The sequence below is a fragment of the Streptomyces sp. NPDC018031 genome, assembly GCF_044327625.1.
Lineage (GTDB): Bacteria > Actinomycetota > Actinomycetes > Streptomycetales > Streptomycetaceae > Streptomyces.
Genome location: NZ_JBIRFT010000001.1, coordinates 994,441 through 1,019,184, shown reverse-complemented (window position 1 = coordinate 1,019,184; position 24,744 = coordinate 994,441). Strand labels below are relative to the sequence as shown.

The window sequence follows — 24,744 nt, the reverse complement described above, 5'->3', positions numbered from 1 at the left end:
TTGTCCGCCAGTTGTGAAGTGGTAGCCCTGCTCGGGCGAGGCGGGGGTCCGGCCGCGGTATGGCGAAAGTGCTACTGTCATTTATGAGAGACGAGAATAGCGCTACTGACCCTCCTCGGGAAGCACTTCAGCCGGACGTCGCCGCCCTGCGGGCCGGCACCCCGGGGTGTCGCCAGGTCATCCGCTTCCACAACGCGGGCTGCGGGATGCCGGACCTGCCCATGACGGACGCGATGGTCGGCCCTCTGGGCCTCGAAGCACGGATCGGTGGTTACGAGGCACCGGCCGCCCGTGTGGCCGAAGACCCCGAGCTCCACACGGAGATCGCCGTCCTCATCGACACCACGCCCGACAACGACCTGGTCGGCGCCTGCCAGTCGGTAGGCCAGTTCGTCATCGACGTGGAGGAGATCGGCTGCGACCTCCGCACCGCCACCCGCCGCGAATTCCCCCGTGGTTCGGGATTCCGGTACGTCTCCGATCGCGTCCTTCGTGCGGGTCACGAACCGCCGCTCACCGGCATGCACGGCGCCCGACGGACCGAGCCGGGCGGCTACGAGCCCGTAGGGGCGGCGGGCCGGTTCGAGGAGCGGGAGTTCCCGTACGCCACGGTGCTCGGCAGCGCCGCGGCGACGCGCTATGCCCGCAGGGTCGGCATCCAGGCCGTCGAGCAGCGCACACCGGCGCGCGCGGCCCGGCTGCGTGGCCGTCTCGAACGCATACCCGGGGTGAGCGTGCTCGACCGCGACCCGCGCCTTGCCGCGCTCGTCACCTTCGGCGTGGCGGGCCGGCAGCCGCAGCCGTTCAAGGCGGCCATGGACACCCGCGGCATCAACTCGGCGCTCGAAAGAGGTGAGTTCGCACGGTTCGACTTCGGCGACGAGAGCGCCGAAGGGTGCCTGCGGTCGTCGCCGCACTACGACACCGAGGAGCAGGTGGACCACGTCGCGGACGCGGTCGCGGACCTCGCCGGCCGGGGACGGCGATGACCGGCACGCAGACACCCACCGCGGAACGGTCTCCGGAAAGCCTCTGGCGCAACGGCGACTTCCTCAGGTTCTGGCTCGGCGAGACACTCTCGCTCCTCGGTGCCCAGGTCACGAACCTCGCCCTGCCGCTCACAGCGATCCTCGCCTTCGACGCCACCGACGAGCAGGTCGGCGTCCTGCGGTTCCTGCAACTCGTCCCCTATCTCGCGCTCGCCCTGATCTTCGGGGTCTGGGCCGACCGCTACCGGCGGCGGCGCCTCATGCTCGGCGCCAACCTCGTCCGGATGATCCTGCTGACCCTCGTGCCCGTCCTTTACTGGACGGATGCGCTCAGCCTGGTCTCGCTGCTGGTGATCGCCTGTGCCGTCGGCGTCGCCTCGGTGCTGTTCGACGTGAGCTGGATGTCGTACGTACCCACTCTCGTACGCGACCCCAAGCACTATGTCGAAGCCGGCGCCAAGATGGGGATGAGCTCCTCGGCAGCCGATGTGGCCGGGCCCGGGCTCGCCGGAGTGCTGGTCGGCGCCGTGACCGCGCCCGTGGCGCTGATCGTGGACGCGTTCTCCTACCTGGTGTCCCTGGTCTCGCTGCTGCTCATCCGCACCCGCGAGCCCCGTCCCGACCCCCCGGCCGTACGACGGCACTGGCCGACCGAGCTCCGCGACGGACTGCGCTGGGTGCTGAAGAACCCGGTGCTGCGGTCGCTGGCGTTCATCGGGTTCTGCTGCAACCTCTCCATGGTCACCGTGTGGACCATGTTCCTGCTGTACGGAACACGCGACCTGCACCTCGGTTCGACGACCCTCGGCGGAATCTTCGCGACCGCCTCCGTGGGCGGTCTGATCGGTGCGGCGATCTCCCGCAACGTCATCCGGCGCTTCCGGCTCGGCCTCGTCTATCTCGTCGCCCAGTCGGCCCTTCTCCTCGGCCCGGTGCTGATCGTCCTGGCCACCGGCCCCCGGCCGGTGATGGTGGCGATGTTCGTCCTCTCCTTCTTCACCACCTACCTCGGACTGGGCGTCGCCGGCGTCGTCATCGTCAGCCTGCGCCAGGCCAGTACCCCGCAGTCGATGATGGGCCGGATGACGGCGGTCTTCCGCACCCTGCTGTTCGGCGGCGGCGCACTCGGCGGTCTGTGCGCGGGCCTGCTGTCCGGCCGGATCGGCGCCCAGGCTGCGCTGACCGTGGCGGCGATCGGATCCGCCGCCGTGCTGATCGCACTGGCCCTGTCCCCGGTGAGCCGACTCCGCAGCCTGCCGTCGGGACCGGAGGAACGGGTCACGGCGGCAGCGGACGGACAGACCGCAGACTGAGACGGAGAACACCGAAGGCCCTGCCACGAACGGTTGGTACCAAGCAGGCGCTACGAGAACGGAGGCCCCGCCGCCCCCTAGGACGGCAGGGCCTCCGGCCTGCTGCTTCTCTGCGCCCCCGGCAGGATTCGAACCTGCGACACCCGCTCTAGGAGTGGAATTGGGTCCTTGATCGAGGATTATGGGCCGTGCTGTGTGGTGCTGTACTTGCTGATCAGCGCTGCACGGCGTGGGGCCGTGACCAGTGCTGGGCAGCGCGTCCGAGGCAGTGCGCTCACGCATCGTTCACGCATCCCACCCTGATGGTCGTGCGTGCCGTCGACCACTTCGGCGGCACGCACCGCCCTTCCCTGTCACTCCGGCCGCGAACAGCTGCAAACCACGGTGGGAGCCCCTGTCTGCTCCGGCGTGTCTCGTACCGCAACTTGGGTAGCGGGGGACCTGCAGGCGAAGTTTCTGCCTGTTCGGACGGCGCACCGCCCACACCGCGACAGAGCTGGTCGTAGCCGGTGTTCGCGCGTCCGCCGCGCGGCCTGTGCCTCTGCGGTCCTCCCGATTTCCATGCCTCCGTGCACACGCCCCTGAGCGGTGAGACCAGTGTCGGCGTGCAAGCCTGCCCCGACCGCGGTGGCCAGGCCGGTGTTCGCGACCCGCACTGACCCGTCACGGCCCGACATCAGGGCCAGGGCCACGTCCCCAGGGCCACGACGCCCACGAGCGCCGAGACGATCCCTGCGACCTGGTTGGCACGGGCCCAGCTAAAAAGCATAAGACTCAGGCCAGGGCCGCCACCGCCAGCCTTGTCAGCCCGGCCACCAGTCGCTGCCGTCCGCCCATCGGCCCATCCCCTCCTCGTCGTCTCGTCCAAGCCGGTGTCCTGCTGATGTCCCCCCTCGGACCGTACGTCCATGGTCTGTCTCCGGACGTTTGGTGGTCATTAGTCGAGCCAGCAGTTCCAGAGTCTCTGGTGCGATATCGGGCAGGCTGTCGACCACCTGCTGCAAGGGGCCGATGTCGAGTGCCTCGGCCAGGAGCACACGCCCGTTGAGAATATCCCGACACTTTTTCGCCGTGGACGTCAGCGCCTTGACCCGCTGCCCCGGGTCCTTGATGGTGCGAGCCGCATTGACGGCTTCTCGCCCTACGCCTTCGGCCTCTCCCCGACACCCCGTACTGCTCAGGGCACGGGCGGCGCCCGCAAGTGCCGCCGAGCGTCGACCGGGGTCCTTGAGTGTACGGGCGAACTTGGCAGCCGCCTGGGCGAAACCGACGGCCTGCTCGTGATGCTCGCCGTGGGCCAGCACCTCGGCGGCGGTCGCCAACGTTCTGGCGCGCCAGTGCGCGTCCCCGGTCTCGTGAGCGAGGTCGACAGCTGTCCGGGAGAGTTCAACGGCTTCTGATCCGTGCCCTGTTCGGGTCATTGTCCTGATAATGAGGGTCAGGGCCCTGCAACGGCTAATCGGCCGACTGATACTCAGGGCAAGGTCAGCCGCCTGTCGGTGACGACCCGCGTGGGCCATGGCTGTGGCGACGGCTGCTACCGCCTTGGCCTTCCGGTCGGTGGCGCCTATTCTTCCTGTGAGTTCGATCGCGTCTCTGAGATGCCCCGCGTGGGCGATAACCACGGCCACGGCCCCGTACGCCCCATCCAGCAAGTCGGGTTCGGTGACCATTCGTGCGATGTCGATCGCTTGTCGATGGTGTCCGGTGCGGGCCATGGCCCTCGCGGCGAGCGTAAGGGCCATCGCTCGTTGACCGGACCCTTTGGCATCGTGGGCGAGATTGGCGGCTGTGCCTGCGAGTTCTGCTGCCCGCTCGTGACGTCCCGTGAGTGTCATGGCCTCGGCTACCACTGCCAGCAGCGCGGCCTTTGGCCCGAGGGCGGTGGCGCCAAGGGCGAGTTCGGCTGCCTCGTCCGCGAGTTCGGCTGCCTGTTGCCCAGCACCCGTGCGGACCGTGAGCACGGCGACAGCCGCCAGGGTGTCCGCGCACCGGTTGGTGTCGACCATGGCGCGGGCGAGTTCGGCGGCCAAGGCGTGGTGCCCCTTGCGGGCCACGGCCCGGGCAGTGATATTGAGCGCCCCGTCCCGTTCGTCATGGTTAACGATGCCGCGAGTGAGGCGAGCGGCTTCGTCGGCGAGTTGGGCAGCCTGCCGGTGGAATCCATTCAGGGCCAACTCCTTGGCTATGGCGCCGAGAGCCTTGGCCTTTCGGTCCGGGTCGGAGATGCCGCGGGCATGTTCGGCTGCTCGCTCATGGTTATTCGCGAAATGGGGGTCCTCGACGGGTTCGGCCGGGATCGGGACTTGCTGGCCGAACGCGCAATGAGTGGGGGCGTATGCGGTGGCCGACTCATCGGCTGCGGCTTCGGCAGCAGCGGCGGACAGCGAGCCCGGGACTCCGTTCCGCCGCTGTGGGTCGGCGATGCTTCGGGCGAGCTCCACGGCTTGCTCTTGACGCCCCGACCCGGTCAGTGCCCTGGCCACGGACGCGAGAACTCCGGCCTGTCGGCCGGGGTCGGCGATGGCGCGGGCGAGTTCGGTGGCCTGTTGAGGGTCTCCGTTCCTGACCATCGCGCCGACGACAGCGGTGAGGGCGTCGTCGCGACGGCCGGGCCTGGCGATGCTGCGGGCGAGGTCGGCGGCTTGCTGAGGGTGCCCGGCGCCGCAGAGGGCATCGATGACGTCCCGTAGCTCCCAGCCATCCTGAACGGGGCTCAGGAGCTGACGGGCCACCGATGCTATGAGCGACGCGGTGTTTTGGTCTGCTCTCCCCGCAAAGAGGAGCCGTCTGACGAGGTCGGGAATGCGCCTCGAACCGTGCGCCACCTGGGCCAGGGTGAGGGCACGTCGTACGTGCCCCAGAATTGCCCAAGTCTCGATGACCTCGTCAGGGATACTGGCAACATGCCCGCGGATTTCGTCGCGGCGCTGAGCCAGCCGCACACACGCCCGCAGGTTGGGATTGGTTGCGGCCCGGTGGAGACGGATGGCGTCGGCGATCTCGGCAAGCGCTTCTGTGTCGGAGCCGATGGTCTCCCACAGTCTCTCGTGCCGCCCCGCATCGGTCGCCAGTACGGTGAGACGAGTGGTGTCCGCCAGATTGCGTAACAGCTGTGGGTAGCCGACGAGAGCGTATTCCGGCGTCTCTGCTGGCCAGCCAGCCTCACGCCAGGCGTCAGTGAAGGCGTGCACCCGCGCACGATAGCGTTCAAGCGCCACCCGGGAGATCCGCTTCAAAGTGCCCTGTTGCAGCTCTTCGTGGGCGAAGGAGAACAGGTGCGCCGGTTGTTGGCCGGTCGCTGGCCATTGGCCGGGTCGGTGTTGGAAGGACCGGCCCAATGATCCGCCGAGGACCTCTTCGATCTCCCAGGGACTCACCTCGCCCATGAGGTCGGCCAGGTCCTGGGCGCTCAGACCACCGTTGGCGGCGGCGATCAAGCACGCCACCTCCCGCCCGTGTCCACCACCCGTCAGCAGGGCGTGAAGGTCACGCTCCGCGGCCTTCCGTAGGGCCTGGGCCGCGGGTGACGGTGCCAGTAGGTGGTCAACGTGTGCGCTGTGCAGCGGGTGGTCCTCTAATACGTCGCTGGGAATGGGCGGATTTGGACGGCCGGACACGACGATCCGCAGGCCTGGAGGCGGCACGCGCGGCAGTAGCGCGGCGATGCTGTAACCGCTGCTCGCCGACTCGACGCCTGTGTCCTCATCGAGTCCGTCGACCAGCAGGACCAGCCGTCGGCCCTCGGCCGTAGCTCTGGCAGTGGCACGTTCGAGGGCGTCGAGGAAGTGCCCCTGGGAGGCGCAGTCCACGTCGGCATCACACAGGTACTCCCGCAACTGCCCCTGCATGGCAGCTAGGAAAGCGGTCCGGTCCGAGCGCCCGGCGCTACGCGCGGTGATGAAGAAGGCCAGCGCGTCCACGCCCTGCGGAGGGTGCAGCGCGAACTGAGCCATGAGCGCGGTCTTTCCCGACCACGCCGGCGCCAGCCATCGCCAGTAGGCCGTGCCCGCATCGCTTCCCTGGGCCTCCTGGACACCGTCGGGTGCGGTGGAGAACTCGGCCATGGCCGTAAGTTCGGCGGATCGGCCCTCGAAGCGGACGGCCGCAAGCTGGGCGACCTCGTGTAGATAGCCCGAGCTCAGGACCGGGGGGCGGCGCTGCCCCAGGACCAGATCCCCGGCGACCTTCAGGACGCCGCTGTTCGCGACTGCACCGTCCATGGCACGCGCCTCACCGGTGTCCTCGGCCAGCTCCTGCCGTCTTCCCGGCCTCACTCGCAACGCTCCTTCGCCCCGCCCTTATGAGCTTCCATTCTGCCCTCCAACACCGTCTTGCACTGTGTCGGCCGGCGCGCCCAGTACGTGGCACCGGTCTACTCCGTAGCGTGGACGGCGGAGCTGGAAAGCGGAGGCCGATGCCGGCGTTCGAAGCGTCGACGGCATTGGCCGAGGAACTACCTCAGTGCGTCGCAGCCCGGCCCGACGTGTCACAGGCCCGAAAGCAACAACCGCGCTCCTGCAGCACCTCCGAGACCACCGCTCCCGAAGCGGTGCCAGAGCCGGACGATGCGGAGAAGCCCGGCCCGGAGTTCGTGCCGGACGATGCTGATCTTTGGGAAATCAACCTTCGGTCCGCTCACACACCGCTCACGAAAACGGCCTCGGACGGAGGAGTCCGAGGCCGAGCAGAGCGCCTCGCTCGGGGAGAAACCCCAGTTCGGAGCGGTAGTGCGTTGTGCCCCCGGCAGGATTCGAACCTGCGACACCCGCTTTAGGAGGTCCTTATGACCTGGGCCTTGACCTGCGGGAATGCTGGCAACACGCGCCCTGGTCAGGGAATCATGACGCCATAGTTCTCACATCTTCGCGGGGCTTCCCGTGTTCATATGTGCTGAACATGTGCTGTTCGGGAAACCGAGAGAGGTCCCGTCGTGTGGGCGGGAGACGTGCGGGGCGGGCAAGGTCGCTGCTCCGTAAAATCGATGGAACCGCTGGTCAAGGCATGGCGTCGCCCCGACTGACGACAGGGATGCGGCTCGATGCCGGCCTCCGGGTTGGGCGCCGATCGTGGTCCGGCGTGGCAAACGGTGCAGGCCGGGGTGCGCCGACACGTCCGCGGAGGCAATCTTTGGTCACCTGCGATCGCGGGCGACCGACGAGAAGGGTCCAGTCATGCGGGTGGTTCTCCTGGCGGATCCCGATGCACCCACGGAGATCGCTCAGCGTGTGGCGCGGAGACTTCCTGATCGACTCGCCGGCAAGTCGGGCCGGGGGAGACGGTTCGACGTAGAGGTGGTCAGTGAGCCGTTCACTTCGGGGACGGAGGATCCGCCCACCTTGATGCGCCGGATCAGGGACCGCGGGCGTGAGGAGAACTGGGACATCGTCGTGGCCCTCACCGATCTCCCGCTGCACTCTCATGGGCGCAAACTCGTGGTCGATCTGAGTCATGAAGACGGTTTGGCGCTGCTGTCCCTTCCCTCGCTGGGGGGCCTGCGGCTGCAGACAAGGGTTCGACGGGCCGTGGAGGAAGCCGTACTCAGCTTGGCCGGCGCGCGTGCCAGGGAGGGTGAAGAGGCTGGATCGAGTCGGCTGTCGCTGGAGCCTTCCGTCGGCCGTCACGCGCCTGTCCAACCAGACCCGGTCGCAGAGGAGGAATCTGCCGATCTGAGGTACGTCACCAGTGGGCCGCGCGGATACCTCAGGGTCCTGGTCGGCATGGTTCGCGCCAACCGGCCCTGGCGGTTGGTGCCGGGTCTGTCGAAGGCCCTGGCAGCCGCACTCGCCACGGGAGCCATCGCCACGGTGAACTCCACCGTCTGGAGCCTCGCCGCGTCTCTGAGCACGCCACGTCTCGTGATCGCCACGGTCGGGTCTGTCGCGCTCATGATCGGCTGGCTGATCGTGGATGCGAAACTGTGGCATCGAACGGCGGAGGAGTCACCGGAGGCGAGGAAGCAGGCAGCCCTCTACAACATCTCGACCGTCTTGACCGTGGGCATCGGGGTAGTCGTCTGCTACGTGGGTTTGCTGGTCATCAACTTCGTGTGGGCGTTGTTCATCCTCAACGACAGGGTGTTCGCCTCCTTCACTCGAAACCCGCTGGACGCCACGGCGTACTGGACGCTGTCCTGGTTCGTCGCTTCGATCGCCACGGTGGGCGGCGCCCTCGGATCGGGCTTGGAGACCGACGACGCGATCCGGGCAGCCGCCTACTCCAAGCGCGAGCAAGAGCGTCGCCGCATGCTGCAGAACGATCAGGACCACTAGCAAGACGCGTCTACGGGGCAACGACAGAGTCCGGAGAATTGCGCTGATCGGGCGGTGCGTTGCTGTTACGCGTAGAGGTCCCCGGGGACCCGGACAGCATGCCGCCGGAACACTGGAGTTTCGCCCGGCAGGACGGCGGCACCACCGTTCCCCCTTGATTCGGGTGAACGGCCCGCAGAGGCGTGCCGGAGCCCAGTGGCCCCTCGCAGCGACTCACGGGAGTCAGGTTCTACGCCGTCTCAACCCGTCAGTGCCGTGCTCGAGCAGCGGCACCGAAAGAAGTCATCATGAAAGCAGCGGTATACGAAGGTCCGCGAACGGTCGCAGTGAAGGACGTACCGGACCCGAAGATCGAGCACCCCTGCGACATCATCGTCAAGATCACCGCTACCAACATCTGCGGTTCTGACCTGCACATGTATGAGGGCCGCACCTCGTTCGAGTCCGGCCGCACGCTGGGACACGAGAACATGGGCCAGGTCGTGGAGGTCGGCCCGGCCGTGAGCAAGGTGAAGGTCGGCGAGTACGTGGTTCTGCCTTTCAACATCGCCTGCGGCTTCTGCAAGCAGTGCGAGCGAGGGCTGACCAACTACTGCCTGACCATGCAGCCGGAACCCGCCCTCGCCGGAGCCGCCTACGGTTTCGCCGACATGGGCCCCTACCAGGGTGGCCAGGCGGAACTGCTGCGCGTGCCCTACGGCGACTTCAACGCGCTGCGCCTGGGCGAGGACGCCGCCGAGCGGCAGACCGACTACGTGATGCTCGCCGACATCTTCCCCACCGGTTACCACGCCACCGAGATGGCCCACGTCAAACCGGGTGACCAGACGATCATCTTCGGGGCGGGCCCTGTCGGGCTGATGGCGGCCTACTCCGCCGTGCTCAAGGGCGCCGGCCGTGTCTGGGTGGCCGACCATCAGCCCGACCGGCTGGGCAAGGCGGAGGAGATCGGGGCCATCCCGATCAACACCGCCGAGCAGGACGCGGCGGAGGTCGTGAAGGAGGCGACTCTCGGTCTGGGCGCCGACAACGGGTGTGAGTGCGTCGGGTACCAGGCACATGACCCCGAGGGCCACGAGGACGCCAGCCTCACCCTCAACAACTTGATCGACTCGGTCAGGTTCACGGGCCACATCGGTGTGGTGGGCGTTTACCTGCCTCAGGACCCTGGCGGCGAAGAGGCCCAAGGTGAGCTGGAGGCACAGGGCAAGGTGCCCATCGACTTCGGCATGATGTGGTTCAAGGGTCAGCACATGGGGACCGGCCAAGCGCCGGTGAAGAGGTACAACCGGGCACTGCGGGACCTGATCGCCGGCGAGAAGGCGACGCCGAGTTTCATCGTCTCCCACCAACTCAGCCTGGACGAGACCCCCACCGCCTACGAGCACTTCGACGCCCGTGAGGAGGGCTGGACGAAGGTGGTGCTGCATCCCGACGGCCACGGCAACGGCCACAAGCGGTAGGGGCCCCGAGGACCGCAATCCGATGCCCACCCCCGGGTCGGCCCGACCGACACGTGGCGAGCGGTCCGGGTCGGGGGCGGGCCCCGGCATCGGGTGACGACGCCGGGGTCTGGCGCGCCGGACCTCACGGTAGACAGCACACGTCCTGCAGGACGCGGGCGCACACCCGTCAGCAGACCAGCGCAGATGTCAGTCGGCCGCGGGTACCGAACTCCTCACCGGCCGACGCCCCTCCGGGCCCGCGGCACGGACCAGGTTGCCCGTCTGCTCGCGGTGCTCGTGCACCAGATGGATCGACATCGCACCCTCACCGGCCGCCGCGGCCACCCGCTTGACCGAACCGCTTCTGACGTCGCCGGCGGCGAAGACGCCGGGAAGGGTGGTCTCCAATGGCAACGGACCACGGCCGAGAACAGCCCACCGGGCCGGATCGGCCAACGGCTGGGCGTCGGCGCCGGTGAGGACGAAGCCCTTCTCGTCCAGAGCCAGCACATCCCTGAGCCATTCCGTGCGCGGCCGGGCTCCGATGAACACGAACAGCGCCGCGGCTTGCAGTTCTCGCCGTCGGCCGCTCGTGTTGTCCTCCACCAGCAGAGCTTCCAGCTTTTCCGACCCGAAGACGCGTCGGACCTCGGTGTGCAGCAGTACTTCGATCTTCGGGTGCCGTTCCACTTGGTCGACGAGGTAGCGCGACATGTCCGCGTTGAGGTCGTCGCCCCGGACGAGGAGCTGGACCCTGGACGCGTGGTTCGCGAGGAACAGCGCCGCCTGTCCGGCGGAGTTCCCGCCGCCGACCACCGCGACCGGATCGGCCCGGCAGAGGCCGGCCTCGTGGACGGTCGCCGCGTAGTAGACGCTGATGCCTTCCAGACGGTCGATGCCGGGCACCTCGAGTCTGCGGTACCAGACGCCCGAAGCGAGCACCACGGCGTTCGCACGAGCCCTCGACCCGTCGGCGAAGGTGACGACGTACTCGTCGTTCTGAGGAGTGAGCCCGGTGACCTTGGCGGGCACCATGAGGCGGGCGTCGAACTTGCGGGCCTGGAGCACCGCGCGTTCGATGAGTTCGCCCCCGGAGATGCCCGACGGGAAGCCGAGGTAGTTCTCGATGCGGGACGAGGTACCGGCCTGGCCACCGGTGGCCACAGCATCGACGACGGCGGTGGTGAGGCCGTCGGAGGCGCCGTACACGGCGGCGGCGAGTCCCGCGGGGCCCGCACCGACCACCATCACGTCGTACCGCCCTGTCTCCGGCGAGGGGGCGGGCAGCCCGATGATCCGGGCGAGTTCTGCGTTGCTCGGGTTGCGCAGCACCTGGTCGCCCTTCCAGAGGACCACCGGAGTCTCCTCGGGTCGGATCGCGAACCGACGCAGCAGCGCCTCCGCTTCCCTGTCCTTCTCCAGATCCACCCAGCGGTGGGGCAGCCTGTTGCGGGCGGCGAACTCACGCAGCCGCAACGTGTCCGGTGAATAGCACGATCCCAGAATCCGGAAGCCCGCACCGAGGCCGATGAGCAGATGTCTGCGGCCCAGGTATGCGCGGAGAATCAGGTCACCGAGGACGGGATCGCGGCCGACCAGGGCGCGTTGCCGGTCCACCGGTACGGCCAGGATCTCGCCCGGCTCACGCACCACGGCGGTGTCGAAGGCCGCCTGGCCCTCCAGCAATCCGAGTTCGCCCAGGAAGCGGCCGGGTCCGTGGACCGCCACCGTGCGCTCCTCGGGTCCGCCGTGGTCGTGGACGATCTCGACGGTCCCGCTGAGGATCGCGAGGAACTCCCGGAACGGCTCACCCTCGCGGTACAGCACCTCGTTCTCGGCCGTCCTGCGGCGCTCCCCGTGCGGGGTCAGGACCTGGAGCTGCTCCGGTGAGAGGCGCGGGAACGCCCCGTACTGGTCCGGTGTCTCGCGGGGGCCACCCTGCCCGTGCTCGGCGCTGCTCATCAGACCATCGCCTCGTGGACGTAGCACCAGCGCCAATCCTCCCCGGGCTCGAAGGACTGCACGACGGGGTGACCGACGCCGGCCGCGTGGCGGCTGGCGTGCTTGAGGGGCGAGGAGTCGCAGCAGCCGACGTGCCCGCAGGTGAGGCAGAGCCGCAGGTGCACCCACGGGGAGTGGACCCTGAGGCACTCCTCGCATCCTTCCGGGGTACGTGGACTCACGGGACGCACCATCGCCAGGTGCGGGTCGGGGATCGTAACCATGAGGGGGTGCTCCTTCCTGGACAGGGGCCGCTTCGCAGCTGTGCGCGGCAGCGCGCCGAGCGTCTACGGCAGCACGGAGGCCAGTGACTTCGGCAGTCCGGACTTGAGGTGGTTCCACTCGCCTTCGCTCACGTGGCGTTCCAGAACCTCCAGCACGGTGTGCACGACTCGTTCGACGCCACCGTCGACCGCGTAGGGAAACTCGTCCCGCACGCGCTGGAGGAACTCCTCGCCGCTGAGTTTCACCGGTGTCTCGGACGGCTTCCAGCCGTCGTAGTAGACGCCTCGGATCAAAGTGGGCAGCTGCGCCCCGAAGTGCGCGGCCCCGTCGACGGAGAGGCGGTCCCGTAGCCGATGCAGGACGGCGCGCAGTGCGGCGTACGACTGCTTACGGCGCTCTTTGGGCCAGCCGTTGGCTTCCTCGATCTCCCTGAGGAGCCGGTTCGCCTTGTCCACCATGGTGTCGAAAGAGGAAAATCCTGTCTCGGTCATGACCGGGCTCCCTTCGCTCCCGGCGGGCCGGCGGTGCCGGACCGCGGTCCCGCACCGCCAGGCTCCCGGGTCAGCGATCGCCGCTCTCGCCGCTCTCGCCGCTCTCGGTGATCTGGATGTGACGGGGCTTGGCGACCTCCGCCTTGGGGACGGTGACCGTGAGTACACCTGCCGACGTCTCCGCTGTGACCTTTTCGGTGTCCACCTCGCCCGGCAGCCGCAGCCGGTACTCGAAGGCACCGGTTCGGCGGGCGCGGCGGCGCAGGACGCCGCTGCGCTCCTTTTCCTTGATCTCTCCGGTGACCACCAGTTCCTGTCCGTTGGCCTCGACGTGGATGTCCTTGCTCTTGACGCCAGGAAGTTCGATCTCGACCTCGAAGGCGTCATCGGTCTCCGTGACGTCCGCGAGGGGGGTCCAGGCGGCTGCGGGCGCGGCCGCCCCGCCCACCGTCGATTCGAGCAGTCCGCTCATCTGGTTGAGCAGTTCGTCGAAATCCGTCAGTGGATTACGGGCCCACCCGAGAGGCCGCTCTGCTGTCGCGCCACCGCGGTGGCTGCGAACGGGCATGTTCATCACCGATCACCTCCGCTTTCTCGTCGGTCCGGCCGGCCTGCCATGGCCTGTTCGACCCAATCCCGGAGGACGTGCGCGGGTGCCGCGCCGGCCTGCCGGGCGACCGTCTCGCCCCGGTCCAGGACAAGCAGTGTGGGCACCGCCTGCACCTCGAACCGTTGGCTGAGCAGTGGGTTCTTGTCGACGTCGACCTTGACGAGCTTGATCCGTCCGGCAAGGTCGCGAGCCACTTGTTCGAGGGCGGGGCTGACCACGCGGCAGGGGCCGCACCAGGTCGCCCAGAGATCGACGACGACGGGCACCGTGGCCTGCTCGACGACCTCGCGGAAGTCGCCGTCGCCCGCGTCGACGATCCAGGGTAGGTACTGCTTGCAGTGACCGCACCTGGGGCGTCCCTCGGCGGTCACGGGAATCCGGTTCTCGCGCTCGCAGTGCGGGCAGGTCACCGTCGTCGTCCGGCTGGTGTTCACGCGGCCCTCGCTTCCCGGGCGGCGGCCTCCCGCTGGTCGTAGGTGACCACCAGCTCTCCGTTCTCGGTGTCCACACGGACCGTCGCGCCGTCCTGGACGTCGCCGCGCAGAAGGGCGCGCCCGACCAGTGTTTCCACCTCGTGGGAGATGTAACGCCGCAGCGGGCGCGCCCCGTACACCGGGTCGTAGCCCTGATGGGCAATCGCCTCACGCGCCTGATCGGTGAGTTCGACCTCGATGCGGCGCTCGGCGAGCCGCTGTCGCAGTTCGTCGAACTGCAGCTCCACGATCCGCTCGATCTGCCGCTCGCCGAGCGGCTTGAACAGCACGATGTCGTCCACGCGGTTGAGGAACTCCGGGCGGAAGTGCCCGCGCAGTTCGCCCATGACCAGGGCGCGGGCGTCCGGCTTGATCTCCCCCTCGGCCGTGACGCCGTCCAGGAGGTGCTCGGAGCCGATGTTGGACGTCATGATGATCACGGTGTTGCGGAAGTCGACGGTACGGCCCTGGGCGTCGGTGATGCGGCCGTCGTCGAGGACCTGCAGCAGCGTGTTGAAGACATCGGTGTGCGCCTTCTCGATCTCGTCGAACAGCACAACGGAGTACGGCTTGCGGCGTACGGCCTCGGTGAGCTGGCCGCCCTCCTCGTATCCGACGTATCCGGGCGGTGCGCCCATGAGCCGGCTGACGGTGTGCCGTTCCTGGTACTCGCTCATGTCGAGGCGGACCATGTTCTCCTCGGAGTCGAACAGAGCCCGGGCGAGGGTCTTGGCCAGCTCGGTCTTCCCCACGCCGGTGGGGCCGAGGAAGACGAACGACCCGATGGGGCGGCGCGGGTCGCGGATGCCGGAGCGGGCGCGGATGATGGCGTCGGCGACGAGCTTGACGGCCTCGTCCTGGCCGACGACGCGCTCGCGCAGGATCTCGTCGAGACGCAGCAGTTTCTCCCGTTCCCCCTCCTGGAGACGGGCGACGGGGATGCCGGTCCAGGCGGCGACGATCTCGGCGATCTCCTCCTCGGTGACGACCTCGCGCAGCAGCCGGTTCTCCCCTTGCTTGGAGGCCAGCTGCTCCTCCTCGGCGGCGAGCCGGCGCTCCAGGTCCTGGAGGCGTCCGTAGCGGAGTTCGGCGGCGCGGTTGAGGTCGTAGGCGCGTTCGGCCTCCTCCGCCTCGTGGCGGACCTGCTCCAGCTCCTGGCGCAGTTCCTGCACGCGGCGGATCGCCTGCCGTTCGGCCTCCCACTGGGCGTGCTTGGCGTCGGCCTCGCCGCGCAGGTCGGCCAGCTCCCTGCGCAGTTCCTCCAGGCGGGCTTCGCTGGCGGGGTCGGTCTCCTTGGACAGGGCCGCCTCCTCGATCTCCAGACGGGTGACCCGGCGGGTGATCTCGTCGAGTTCGGCGGGCATCGAGTCGATCTCGGTACGCAGCCGGGCGCATGCCTCGTCGACGAGGTCGATGGCCTTGTCGGGCAGGAACCGGTCGGTGATGTATCGGTGGCTCAGGGTGGCCGCGGAGACCAGCGCGGTGTCCTGGATCTTGACGCCGTGGAAGACCTCCAGGCGTTCCCGCAGTCCACGCAGGATGGAGATCGTGTCCTCGACGCTGGGTTCGTCCACCAGGACCTGCTGGAAGCGGCGTTCGAGGGCGGCGTCCTTCTCGATGTGCCGGCGGTACTCGTCGAGAGTGGTCGCGCCGATCATGTGCAGTTCGCCGCGGGCGAGCATCGGCTTGAGCATGTTGCCCGCGTCCATGGCCCCTTCGGCGGCGCCGGCGCCGACCACGGTGTGCAGTTCGTCGACGAAGAGCAGGATGTTTCCCTCGGCGGCCTTGACCTCGCTGAGCACGGCCTTCAGACGTTCCTCGAACTCACCGCGGTACTTGGCGCCCGCGACCAGGGAGCCCATGTCGAGGGCGAAGACGATCTTGTCGCGGAGTCCTTCGGGTACGTCACCGCGGACGATGCGCTGGGCGAGGCCCTCGACGATGGCGGTCTTGCCGACGCCGGGGTCGCCGATCAGGACGGGGTTGTTCTTGGACTTGCGGCTGAGTATCTGGGTGACGCGGCGGATCTCGGAGTCCCGGCCGATGACCGGGTCGAGCCTGCCGTCCCTGGCCTCGGCCACGAGATCCCGGCCGTACTTCTCCAGGGCCTCGTAGGCCACTTCCGGGTTGGCGGAGGTGACGCGCTGGTTGCCGCGCACCTGGGAGAGCGCGCCCAGGAACGAGTCCGTCGTGATGCCGGCCCGGCCGAGCAGTCGTCCGGCGGCGGTCGAGGAGCCCTCCCCGGCCAGGGCGAGCAGGAGGTGTTCCACGGACACGTACTCGTCCTTGAGGCGCTTGGCCTCCTGTTCGGCGGTGTCGAGCAGGCCGGCGAGGCGCTGAGTGACGAAGACCTGGCCGGGCGCCGCGCCGGGACCGGTGACCCGCGGGCGGCGGGAGAGTTCGTCGCGCACGGCCTCGCGCAGTTCCTTCGGCTCGGCTCCCGCCTGCTGCAGCAACCGCGGGATCAGACCGTCCTCCTGGTCGAGAAGCGCGAGCAGCAGGTGTTCCCCGTCGACCTCGGTCTGTCCCATGCGGGCGGCCGCGGTCTGGGCCTCCTGGAGGGCTTCCTGGGATTTCTGGGTGAGACGGTTCATGTCCATGGGGGTGTTTCACTCCTCGTGCCGCGGACGCGCAGGGCGGACTCGAGCAGACTGATGCGGTCGAGCAGGTCGAGCACCAGGCCGATGGCCGCGTAGTTGAGGCAGAGTCCGGCGCGCAGCCGCTGGATGCGGGCGAGTACCGCCGGGGCCGTGGGATCGAACACCAGCTGTCCCGCGGCGTCGCGTTCGGCGTCGACCAGCCCCAGGGCGACGAACCGGCGGACGAGATCGGGGTGGAGGCCCGAGCGGCGGGCCACGGCGTCCAAGGAGAGCCTCGGTGCGGGCACGAGTGCGAACCGGACGGCCGTGGAGGCGGTCACGTCGGCGGGCGCCCGGGCCGGGCGGTCGCCCAGCCCGGTCCGGACGGGGCCTGCCGCTCTCTCGGGTCGGTCTTTCATCGTGTCCTCCTGGGGTCGAAGGAAGAGGTGGCGGCGAGCTCCTCGAACAGTTCGCGCTCCCGGTCGCCGAGGGTGGACGGCACCATGACACGGACTTCGGCGTACAGGTCGCCGTCGGCACCGCGGGGATTGGGCATGCCCTCGCCGCGCAGTCGCAGCCGCCGGCCGCTGGACGAGCCCGCGGGCACCGTGACCTTGGCCGTGCCACCGCCGGGGGTGGGCACCGGCACGGTCGCGCCCAGCGCCGCCTCCCAGGGGGCCACCGGGAGCTGCACGTGCACGTCGCGGCCTTCCAGCCGGAACCGGGGATGGGGCTGGAGACGCACCCTCAGGTACAGGTCGCCTCCCGGGGCGTCGCCGCTGCCCCGGCCGCCCTCGCCGGCCAGCCGGATGCGCTGCCCGTCGGTGACGCCCGGCGGCACGTCGACGTCGTACCGCCGCGGCTGCCCGCCGGGGCCGGCGAGCGTGACGGTGCGGCGGCCGCCCCTGTACGCCTCCTCGACGGTGAGCGGCAGCTCGGCCTCCTGGTCGGCTCCCGGTACGCCGCCGGGGGCCGCGCCCGCTCCGAAGAGCGAACCGAGCAGGTCCTCGATGTCGACACCCTCCCCCGCGAAGTCGTCGCCGAAGCCGGTGGCGTACCGGGCGCGGGGGCCACCCGTGCCCGCGGTCCTGCGAGCGCGGAACCCGCCGCCCGCTCCGGCCGCGACCCGTTCGTCGAAGTCCTCGGGGATCTTGCGGAAGTCCTCGCCGAAGCGGTCGTAACGGCCGCGCGTCTTCGGATCCGAGAGGACGCTGTACGCCTCGTTGAGGTCCTTGAAGCGTTCCTCCGCCCCCGGATCCTTGTTGACGTCGGGGTGGTACCTGCGGGCGAGCTTGCGGTACGCCTGCTGGATCTCGTCCTGGCTCGCGGTCCGCGACACGCCCAGCACCTCGTAGAAGTCCCGTGCCATGACCCGTCACTCCCGCTTCGCGACCGTCACGGCGGCGGGCCTGAGCTGCGTGTCACCGTCGCCGTAGCCGGGGCGCAGCACCTCGACGACGGTGCCCGGTGGGGCCTCGGGGTCCTGGACGACGCCGACCACCTCGTGCCGGGCCGGGTCGAAGGCGACGCCGATCTCCGCGTGTCGCGGGTAGCCCAGCAGTTCGAGGACGTTCACCGCCTGGTCGCGGACCGCCCGGATGCCCTCCACGATCGCGCCGGGGGCGGCACCGGCGTGGTTCAGGGCGAGTTCGAGGTTGTCGATGACGGGGAGGAAGGCGGCGGCGGTGCGGGACCGTTCCGCCGCCCGTTCCCGCTCCAGCTCCCTGGCATGACGCTTGCGGAGGTTGTCGAGGTCGGCGAGCGCGCGCCGCCAGCGGTCTTCGAGCTCCTGGACCGCGGTCGTGTACTCGTCGTCGGCGGGCTCGGGGCGGACGGCGTCGGGTTCCGATTCGCCGTGCGCCGCTTCCGGTCCAGGCGGTGAGGGGTCCGGTCGCGGCACATCCCCGTGAGGCGGACGTTCGGCTTCCGGAGCCGGCTCGGCCGGGTCCGACGCGGCGCGGTCGGGTTCGTTCGGGTGGGTGGGCATGGCGTGCCTCAGTCCTTGTCGAACTCGGCGTCGATGACGTCGTCGTCACCGCCACCGGCGGGACCACCGTCGGCGGTGTCTTGGCCGGGCCCGCCCGCGGCGGTGGCGCTCTGCTGGGCAGCCGCCAGCCCGGCCAGCACCTGCTGGAGTTCGGAGGTCAGCGGCCGTACCCGCTCCACGCCCGCCTCTTCCTTGACCGCCGCCCGAGCGTCGGACACGAGCATCTCGGCGCGTGCCTTCTCGTGCGCCGGGGCGGTGTCGCCCAGTTCGGCGAGGCGCTTCTCGACCTGGTAGGCGACGGCGTCCAGCTCGTTGCGGGCGTCGACGGCTTCGCGGAGTGCCTGGTCCTCGCCCTGGTTGCGCTCGGCCTCCTGGACCATCCGTTCGACCTCACCGCGGTCCAGGTTCGAACTCTCGCTGATGGTGATGCCCTGTTCCTTGCCGGTGTCCCGGTCGCGGGCCTTGACCTCGAGGATGCCGTTGGCGTCGACGTCGAAGGTGACCTCGATCTGCGGTTCGCCCCGCGGCGCCTGCCGGATGTCGGTGAGCTGGAACCGGCCCAGCACCCGGTTGTCGGCGGCCCGCTCGCGCTCGCCCTGGAGGACCACCACGTCGACGGCCGGCTGGTTGTCCTCGGCGGTGGAGAAGGTCTCGCTGCGGCGTACCGGGATGGTGGTGTTCCGTTCGATGATCTTCGTCATCACGCCGCCACGTGTCTCCACCCCGAGCGACAGGGGCGTGACGTCGAGCAGCAGGACGTCCTTGACCTCGCCCTTGAGCACCCCGGCCTGGATCGCGGCGCCCAGGGCCACGACCTCGTCGGGGTTGACGCTCATGTTGGGGTCCTTGCCGCCGGTCAGCCGGCGCACCAGGGCCTGGACGGCGGGGATACGGGTGGAACCGCCGACGAGGATGACCTCGTCGATGTCGCTCTCGCCGACCTTGGCATCAGCCATGGCCTGCTGGACGGGGCCCAGGCACCGCTCCACCAGGTCGCTGGTGATCTGCTCGAACGTGGAGCGCATCACCGAGTCGGTGAGGTGCTTGGGACCCGAGGCGTCGGCAGTGATGAACGGCAGGCTGACCTGCGTCTGCGTCACCGAACTCAGCTCTGTCTTGGCCTTCTCCGCCGCCTCGAAAAGCCGCTGCAGCGCCTGCGGGTCCTTGCGCAGATCGACGCCGTTCTCCTTCTGGAAGTCGTCCGCGAGGTGATCCACCAGACGCCGGTCGAAGTCGTCACCGCCCAGGTGGCTGTCGCCGGCGGTGGACCGTACCTCCACTACGCCGTCGCCGACGTCGAGGATGCTCACGTCGAAGGTGCCGCCGCCCAGGTCGAAGACCAGCACCGTCTCGTGCTGCTTCTTGTCCATGCCGTACGCGAGGGCGGCCGCCGTCGGCTCGTTGATGATCCGCAGCACCTCCAGTCCCGCGATCCGTCCGGCATCCTTGGTGGCGGTGCGCTGCGCGTCGTTGAAGTAGGCCGGCACCGTGATGACCGCCTCCGTCACCCGCTCGCCCAGCTGCTTGGAAGCGTCGTCGGCGAGTTTGCGCAGCACCTGTGCGCTGATCTCCTCAGGCGCGTACAGCTTGTCGCCCACCTTGAAGCGGGCCGCCCCGCCGTCGCCCTCGACGACGTCGTACGCCACCGCTCTGGCCTCGTCCGAGATCTCGTCGAAGTGCCGGCCGATGAACCTCTTGGCCGAGTAGATGGTGCCTTTGGGGTTGAGAATCGCCTGGCGACGGGCCAGCTGGCCCACCAGGCGCTCACCGCTGTCCGTGAAGGCCACCACGGATGGTGTGGTGCGGTTGCCCTCGTTGTTGGGCACGACGGACGGCTCGCCGCCCTCCCACACGGCGATCACCGAGTTGGTGGTGCCCAGATCGATGCCCACTGCCTTGGCCATGAGGATCTCCTCCTGCTCTGGCGGCCCGCGCCGACTCTCCGGATCGCGTGGTTCACTTACGACCGGAACCTCCTGGCCTGCAGGGCGGGCTCCTCGGGCATCGCCCAGCTCTTGCCGCCGGTGTGGACGGAGGTTCTCGGACACACCCCAGGGTGGTGAGAGGAGAAGGAGCACGCCTGCTCCTGGCGAGTCGAGATTGCCCGCGGCCGTTCGCACCGTCGGCACAAGACGGTGCAAGTCGTGCATCTCGAATGAGTCGGCTTGTGGACGGGTACCCGTCAGCTCGTCCACCGACGGCTCGAGCGGACGGAGCCATCCCATGGCCGGCAGCCGGGTGCAGGATCCGTACTCCAGCGGCCCCGACCGGGAGAACGATCTCCCACGGGGCGGCGCCGGGCTGGCTCCCGCGGCCGCCCCGGCGGCGGGCCGGCCACCATCGGCCGGCCAGTTCGACCGTGCCCTCAACGACCTGGCGGCGCTCTCCTACGCTCTGCTCGACACCCTGGACGAAGCTGAGATCCTCGGGCTGGCCATGGCCCACGTGGAGGCCGTAGGGGCCTACAGAGCCGAGGCCGGATTCGTCGAAAGGGGTGGTGATCTGTTTCCGGCTCCGGCCAACGGACGGAATCACGCCTCGGCGGTGGACCAGAGAGTGCGGGAGCTGGCTGGCCAGGACGGCCCGGTGACCGTACCCGACAGACCCTGGGGCCGCGCCCTCGGGCTGCACGGGCTGGAGCGACTCCACGGTTACCTTGTGGTGACGTCCGATTCCGAGCCCACCGAGGCAGAACGATTCCTGCTGGCCACGCTCGTCCGGCACACCGCCGCCGCTCTCTCGCTCGCTTTTGCACACCGCCGCCTGCGCGACCAAGCGGTGGAGCTCCACCGGGTGAGGGAGGAACGCACCGCCCTTCAGCGACAGCTCATCTCGGTCGTGGCCGAGCAGCGGTACCAGCGGGCCGTTCACACACTCATCACCGACGTCGCCGCCGCGGGCGGCGGCGAGGAAGCCGTCACGCGGGCACTCCACGGTCTCACCGGACTCCCCGCGCTGGTCGAGGACCGTTTCGGCCGGTTGAGGTCCTGGAGCGGCCCCAGCCGGCCCGACCCCTATCCGGAACCGGACCCCGTGCGTCAGGACGAGATGCTGCACGCCGTGGCACGGGAGGCCGGGCCGGTACGGATAGAGGACCGGCTGCTCACCCTGGTCCGCCCGCACGGCGAGATCCTGGGCGTGCTCGCCCTGATCGATGCCGGAGGCGAGGCGGACGAGCACACCGTGCTCGCGCTGGAACATGCCGCCACGTCACTCGCCCTTGAGCTGGCCCACCTGCGCAACCTTGCCGAAGTCGAGCTGGGACTGCGCCGCGAGCTGGCCGACGACCTCCTGGCCGGGACGGACACGGCGAGCGCCTACGCCCGGTCCGAGGCGATCGGCCACGACCTGCACCGCAGCCACTACATCGTCGTGGTGCAGTGGTCGAAGCGCACCGTGGACGACTCCTTCGCGGAGACCGTGGGCCGGGCGGCCACCGCCCAGGGCATGCGCTCGCTGCTGACCCGGCGCTCCGATCACGTGGTCCTGGTCACCGACGCCAGGCCGCGCGCCCGCGCGCTGTACGAGGCGCTCGCCGTGGAGACGGGGACACATTCAGGGGCCATCGGGGTGAGCGCCCCGTGCGACTCCCCGACCGGCATCCCCCGGGGTTACCAGGAGGCGCAGCGCGCCCTGGAGGTGCGCCGCCACTCCCGCGAGGGCCACGGCACGACGTTCTTCGACGAGCTCGGCCTCTACCGCATCCTCGGCCCCGGCAACGACTACCAACAGTTGGAGGCGTTCGTCCACGAGTGGATCGGGCAGCTCATCGACTACGACTCCCGGCACCACGCGACCATGGTGGACACCCTGACCCGGTACTTCGACTGCGGCGGCAACTACGACGAGACCGCCGCGTCCCTCGCGATCCACCGAAGCACGCTGCGCTATCGGCTGCAGCGAATCCGTGACATCAGCGGCAACGACCTCGCGAATGTCGAGGACCGGCTCAACCTCCAAGTGGCGACCCGCGTATGGAAGATCGTGCTGGGCGGGTCCGGCTGACTCGGGAGACGCCGTGCTTCTCGACGCCGAAACCCTCACCCACCCCCGCGGGCGGGCGTTGATCCGTCACCCTCCGAAGCCAGAGCCGCCCGCACCCGTTGCCCCTCGCGAGCAGAGCCGACGTCCCGCTCCAAGGGTGTGCGGCTCACGGCTGTCGCGAGGTTGTCCAGGGCCTTCTTCTGCAGTTCCGCACCGCGTCGCAGGACCGGGCTGCGGTCCCCGGCGGCGCCCTCCCAGGTGTCGAGCGCCTCCGCCACGCGTCCCCAGTCCGGGTTCCTGTGCTCGCGCATGTCTTCTGCCGCCTGGGCGGTATTCGCTTCCAGAGCCTCGGCGAACCTCTCCACCTCGGGGGCAGGACGACTGTCGGCCCCCGGGAGGTGGCTCTCCATGAGCATCGTCGCTCGGTCGAACCCCTTGAGCGCCTCCTGCGCCTCCTCCGCCTCGCGGGACGTCAGGCCCCTGGGACGGACGGGTTCTTGCCTCGCCTGGTCATAGGCTCCCTGCCAGGCGGCACGTGCCTCCCGGCTCGCCAGCAGGGCCCCGCGCATGTCGGCGCGATGCGCCCGGGTCGGTTCGGAGTAGCCGCGGAGCACCGCCGCCGCGTAGCGGCCGTTTGCGGCGAGCCAGTCCGCAAGCCGACTCGTGAGCCGGGGAGTCTCCCACGCGGGGAACACCACGTACGCCAGCATTGCCAGGGCCCCGCCAAGCAAGGTGAGCACCACCCGCTCCGGGACCGTCTGCTCCCACGCATGGCCCCCCATGCCGAGCAGGAAGACGACGTACGCGGCGGTGAAGCACTGGGAATACGCGTAGCCGGTACGGAGCAGCGTGTACGACAGGGCCGCCGACACCACCGCGAGCGCGCCGAACACCTGGGCGTCCGGGCCAAGGGCCCGCACCATCCCGGTGGCGAGGGCCACGCCCGCCAGGGTCCCTGCGAGGCGGCCCACCGCACGCGCGTACGTCCGGTGGAAGTCCGGCCGCATGACCATGACCGAGGCGATGGGCGCCCAGTACCCGTGGCCCACGGGCAGCGGGGAAGCGATGAGATAACCGAGCGGGGCCACCGCCGCCAGGCGGACGGCGTGCCGGAACACGGGTGAGTCGCGGCGCAGCTCACGGCGGACCGCCCGGACGACAACAGGGAGCAGCCGGAACAAGGTCGGGCGCACCAGGAACTGAGCGCTCGCGGGGCGGGACGACGCAGGCGCCTTCTCGTGCGCGCCAACGCCCCCGGCGACCTCCAACGTCTCGGCGAGCAGCTTCACGAGCTCTTCGGCGGCCTGCCGGGCATGGCCCTCCAGCACCTCGCCCCGCCCGGCCTGCCGGGCAGGGCCCTCCCGTATCTCACCCTGCCCGTTGAGGCTCAGCACGTCCGCGCTGCGGGGCGGAACCTCGGTGGAAGTGCCGCGGCGGATCGAACGCGCGGCCGCGTCCAGCACGTCGGCGGCCGCATTGAGCAGCTCCCGTACGCGGTCCCGCCCGGGCCCCTCCGCCGGGGCGCCGACGTCCGGGTCGGCGAGCGCGGCGACGACCGGCACGATGCGCTCGGCGAGGCCCCGGGGGCCGTGGAGGACGGGAGGCCGGGTGCGGGCCTGCGACGGCGTCACGGCGGCCGCGTCCCGGGCCGTCATCAGGGGCTCCGGGTCGAACGGGGCAGCCGGGTCGTCTTGCAGCCGACGGGCGTAGTCGGCCACGGCGGCCAGCGCGTCGGCGAGCGCGTCGCGATGCGCCCCCCACCGCCGGATCGGGAACAGCAGGATCAGCACGGCCTGCGCCACGCCTCCGAGCGCGATGACGCCGGCGTGTTCCAGGGCCAGCCCGACGCTCGTGGGCAGAGTGACGGTCACCAGCATGCTGCCGACCGTCGTCGCCGCGACGATCCCAGCGGTCGATCCGAGGGCCCACGCCATCCCTGCGGCAAAGGCCCATACGGCCAGCAGCGGGAGGAAAGTCGCGAGCCGCCCCGCCGCCAGGTAGCCCACGAAGGTACTCAGCGCCAGGCCCGCCCCCGCGCCGAGCGCGATCACCTTGCGCGGACGCCAGGTGCGCTGGAAGGTGGCCGTACCCGCGGAGAAGGCCCCGAGGGCGGCGGACGCGGCGAACGCGGGCGAGACCAGCCACAGCGCGGGCCCGACGACCAGCGCCACCCCCGCAGCCGTGCGCAGCGCGAGCAGAGGCTCCAGCCGGGTCTCCTCGATCGTGAGCCCGGATCGCACGACCTCCCCGAAGGTCCGAAGCCACCTCACGGCGTGAGCCCGGCCGGAACGCCCTGCCGGGGCTCGACGGCTTGGTCGAGGTGGACCACCCGGGCGGGCGAGACTGCCGCAGGGCCCAAGAACGACCACCGGTCG

17 protein-coding genes are annotated in these 24,744 nt (G+C 69.8%); 5 read left to right on the top strand and 12 right to left on the bottom strand.

All coding sequences use genetic code 11. The features are described from left to right. Window positions 1–83 precede the first annotated feature (83 nt). Window positions 84–989 (top strand): aminotransferase class V-fold PLP-dependent enzyme, encoded by a 906-nt coding sequence (locus ACH4B3_RS04315; RefSeq protein WP_398461171.1) that lies wholly within the window; start codon window positions 84–86, stop codon window positions 987–989. Further along, window positions 986–2,302: an MFS transporter gene (locus ACH4B3_RS04310; protein ID WP_398461170.1), complete on the top strand. Its 1,317-nt coding sequence runs from the start codon at window positions 986–988 to the stop codon at window positions 2,300–2,302. Before ACH4B3_RS04315 ends, ACH4B3_RS04310 begins: the two co-directional genes overlap by 4 nt. Before the next feature lie 803 nt (window positions 2,303–3,105). Here ACH4B3_RS04310 and ACH4B3_RS04305 read toward each other — a convergent pair. Then, complete coding sequence (locus ACH4B3_RS04305; protein ID WP_398461169.1) at window positions 3,106–6,525, bottom strand: hypothetical protein; 3,420 nt, start codon at window positions 6,523–6,525, stop codon at window positions 3,106–3,108. A 951-nt stretch (window positions 6,526–7,476) separates the two neighbouring features. On the opposite strand from ACH4B3_RS04305, the gene ACH4B3_RS04300 reads away from it, so the two are divergent. Both ACH4B3_RS04300 and ACH4B3_RS04295 read left to right on the top strand, forming a co-directional pair. Continuing rightward, window positions 7,477–8,574, top strand: coding sequence for a hypothetical protein (locus ACH4B3_RS04300; RefSeq protein WP_398461168.1), 1,098 nt, complete (start codon window positions 7,477–7,479; stop codon window positions 8,572–8,574). Between the two features lie 287 nt (window positions 8,575–8,861). Continuing rightward, entirely contained in the window at window positions 8,862–10,037 is a 1,176-nt protein-coding gene (locus ACH4B3_RS04295; protein WP_398461167.1) for a glutathione-independent formaldehyde dehydrogenase, read from the top strand. Between the two features lie 189 nt (window positions 10,038–10,226). Here the strand turns inward: ACH4B3_RS04295 and ACH4B3_RS04290 are convergent, their stop codons facing one another. The 10 genes from ACH4B3_RS04290 to dnaK all read right to left on the bottom strand — a co-directional run bounded on the left by ACH4B3_RS04290 (window position 10,227) and on the right by dnaK (window position 20,289). Beyond that, on the bottom strand, window positions 10,227–11,981 hold the full coding sequence (locus ACH4B3_RS04290; RefSeq protein WP_398461166.1) for an FAD-dependent oxidoreductase: 1,755 nt from the start codon (window positions 11,979–11,981) through the stop codon (window positions 10,227–10,229). Then, window positions 11,981–12,244, bottom strand: a complete 264-nt coding sequence (locus ACH4B3_RS04285; protein WP_398461165.1) for a UBP-type zinc finger domain-containing protein — start codon at window positions 12,242–12,244, stop codon at window positions 11,981–11,983. The genes ACH4B3_RS04290 and ACH4B3_RS04285 overlap by 1 nt, the downstream gene beginning before the upstream one ends. Window positions 12,245–12,307: 63 nt before the next feature. Beyond that, a complete protein-coding gene (locus tag ACH4B3_RS04280; RefSeq protein WP_087808818.1) occupies window positions 12,308–12,736 on the bottom strand; it encodes a DUF2267 domain-containing protein in 429 nt (142 codons plus the stop codon). A gap of 70 nt (window positions 12,737–12,806) precedes the next feature. Continuing rightward, a complete protein-coding gene (locus tag ACH4B3_RS04275) occupies window positions 12,807–13,310 on the bottom strand; it encodes an Hsp20/alpha crystallin family protein (RefSeq protein WP_398461164.1) in 504 nt (167 codons plus the stop codon). After that, window positions 13,310–13,780: a thioredoxin gene (gene trxA, locus ACH4B3_RS04270; protein ID WP_398461163.1), complete on the bottom strand. Its 471-nt coding sequence runs from the start codon at window positions 13,778–13,780 to the stop codon at window positions 13,310–13,312. The genes ACH4B3_RS04275 and trxA overlap by 1 nt, the downstream gene beginning before the upstream one ends. Continuing rightward, window positions 13,777–16,419, bottom strand: coding sequence for an ATP-dependent chaperone ClpB (gene clpB / locus ACH4B3_RS04265; RefSeq protein WP_398461162.1), 2,643 nt, complete (start codon window positions 16,417–16,419; stop codon window positions 13,777–13,779). Before clpB ends, trxA begins: the two co-directional genes overlap by 4 nt. Beyond that, window positions 16,410–16,817, bottom strand: a complete 408-nt coding sequence (locus ACH4B3_RS04260) for a chaperone modulator CbpM (RefSeq protein WP_398461161.1) — start codon at window positions 16,815–16,817, stop codon at window positions 16,410–16,412. The genes clpB and ACH4B3_RS04260 overlap by 10 nt, the downstream gene beginning before the upstream one ends. Beyond that, window positions 16,814–17,767, bottom strand: coding sequence for a J domain-containing protein (locus ACH4B3_RS04255; protein WP_366472177.1), 954 nt, complete (start codon window positions 17,765–17,767; stop codon window positions 16,814–16,816). Before ACH4B3_RS04255 ends, ACH4B3_RS04260 begins: the two co-directional genes overlap by 4 nt. A 6-nt stretch (window positions 17,768–17,773) precedes the next feature. Then, window positions 17,774–18,385: a nucleotide exchange factor GrpE gene (locus ACH4B3_RS04250; RefSeq protein WP_398461160.1), complete on the bottom strand. Its 612-nt coding sequence runs from the start codon at window positions 18,383–18,385 to the stop codon at window positions 17,774–17,776. An 8-nt stretch (window positions 18,386–18,393) separates the two neighbouring features. Further along, window positions 18,394–20,289 (bottom strand): molecular chaperone DnaK, encoded by a 1,896-nt coding sequence (gene dnaK / locus ACH4B3_RS04245; protein ID WP_398461159.1) that lies wholly within the window; start codon window positions 20,287–20,289, stop codon window positions 18,394–18,396. A gap of 319 nt (window positions 20,290–20,608) precedes the next feature. On the opposite strand from dnaK, the gene ACH4B3_RS04240 reads away from it, so the two are divergent. After that, window positions 20,609–22,390 (top strand): PucR family transcriptional regulator, encoded by a 1,782-nt coding sequence (locus ACH4B3_RS04240; RefSeq protein WP_398461158.1) that lies wholly within the window; start codon window positions 20,609–20,611, stop codon window positions 22,388–22,390. Between the two features lie 35 nt (window positions 22,391–22,425). On the opposite strand, the gene ACH4B3_RS04235 is transcribed toward ACH4B3_RS04240, so the two are convergent. Beyond that, a complete protein-coding gene (locus tag ACH4B3_RS04235) occupies window positions 22,426–24,639 on the bottom strand; it encodes an FUSC family protein (RefSeq protein WP_398461157.1) in 2,214 nt (737 codons plus the stop codon). Between the last annotated feature and the right edge of the window lie 105 nt (window positions 24,640–24,744).

Bases quoted from the DNA above. Each gene is read 5' to 3' on its own strand.
- ACH4B3_RS04260 (WP_398461161.1), bottom strand. From the start codon at position 16,817: ATGAAAGACCGACCCGAGAGAGCGGCAGGCCCCGTCCGGACCGGGCTG.
- clpB (WP_398461162.1), bottom strand. From the start codon at position 16,419: ATGGACATGAACCGTCTCACCCAGAAATCCCAGGAAGCCCTCCAGGAG.
- ACH4B3_RS04255 (WP_366472177.1), bottom strand. From the start codon at position 17,767: ATGGCACGGGACTTCTACGAGGTGCTGGGCGTGTCGCGGACCGCGAGC.
- ACH4B3_RS04250 (WP_398461160.1), bottom strand. From the start codon at position 18,385: ATGCCCACCCACCCGAACGAACCCGACCGCGCCGCGTCGGACCCGGCC.
- ACH4B3_RS04300 (WP_398461168.1), top strand. From the start codon at position 7,477: ATGCGGGTGGTTCTCCTGGCGGATCCCGATGCACCCACGGAGATCGCT.
- ACH4B3_RS04280 (WP_087808818.1), bottom strand. From the start codon at position 12,736: ATGACCGAGACAGGATTTTCCTCTTTCGACACCATGGTGGACAAGGCG.
- dnaK (WP_398461159.1), bottom strand. From the start codon at position 20,289: ATGGCCAAGGCAGTGGGCATCGATCTGGGCACCACCAACTCGGTGATC.
- ACH4B3_RS04240 (WP_398461158.1), top strand. From the start codon at position 20,609: ATGGCCGGCAGCCGGGTGCAGGATCCGTACTCCAGCGGCCCCGACCGG.
- ACH4B3_RS04295 (WP_398461167.1), top strand. From the start codon at position 8,862: ATGAAAGCAGCGGTATACGAAGGTCCGCGAACGGTCGCAGTGAAGGAC.
- ACH4B3_RS04310 (WP_398461170.1), top strand. From the start codon at position 986: ATGACCGGCACGCAGACACCCACCGCGGAACGGTCTCCGGAAAGCCTC.
- ACH4B3_RS04285 (WP_398461165.1), bottom strand. From the start codon at position 12,244: ATGGTTACGATCCCCGACCCGCACCTGGCGATGGTGCGTCCCGTGAGT.
- ACH4B3_RS04305 (WP_398461169.1), bottom strand. From the start codon at position 6,525: ATGGACGGTGCAGTCGCGAACAGCGGCGTCCTGAAGGTCGCCGGGGAT.
- ACH4B3_RS04275 (WP_398461164.1), bottom strand. From the start codon at position 13,310: ATGAACATGCCCGTTCGCAGCCACCGCGGTGGCGCGACAGCAGAGCGG.
- ACH4B3_RS04290 (WP_398461166.1), bottom strand. From the start codon at position 11,981: ATGAGCAGCGCCGAGCACGGGCAGGGTGGCCCCCGCGAGACACCGGAC.
- ACH4B3_RS04315 (WP_398461171.1), top strand. From the start codon at position 84: ATGAGAGACGAGAATAGCGCTACTGACCCTCCTCGGGAAGCACTTCAG.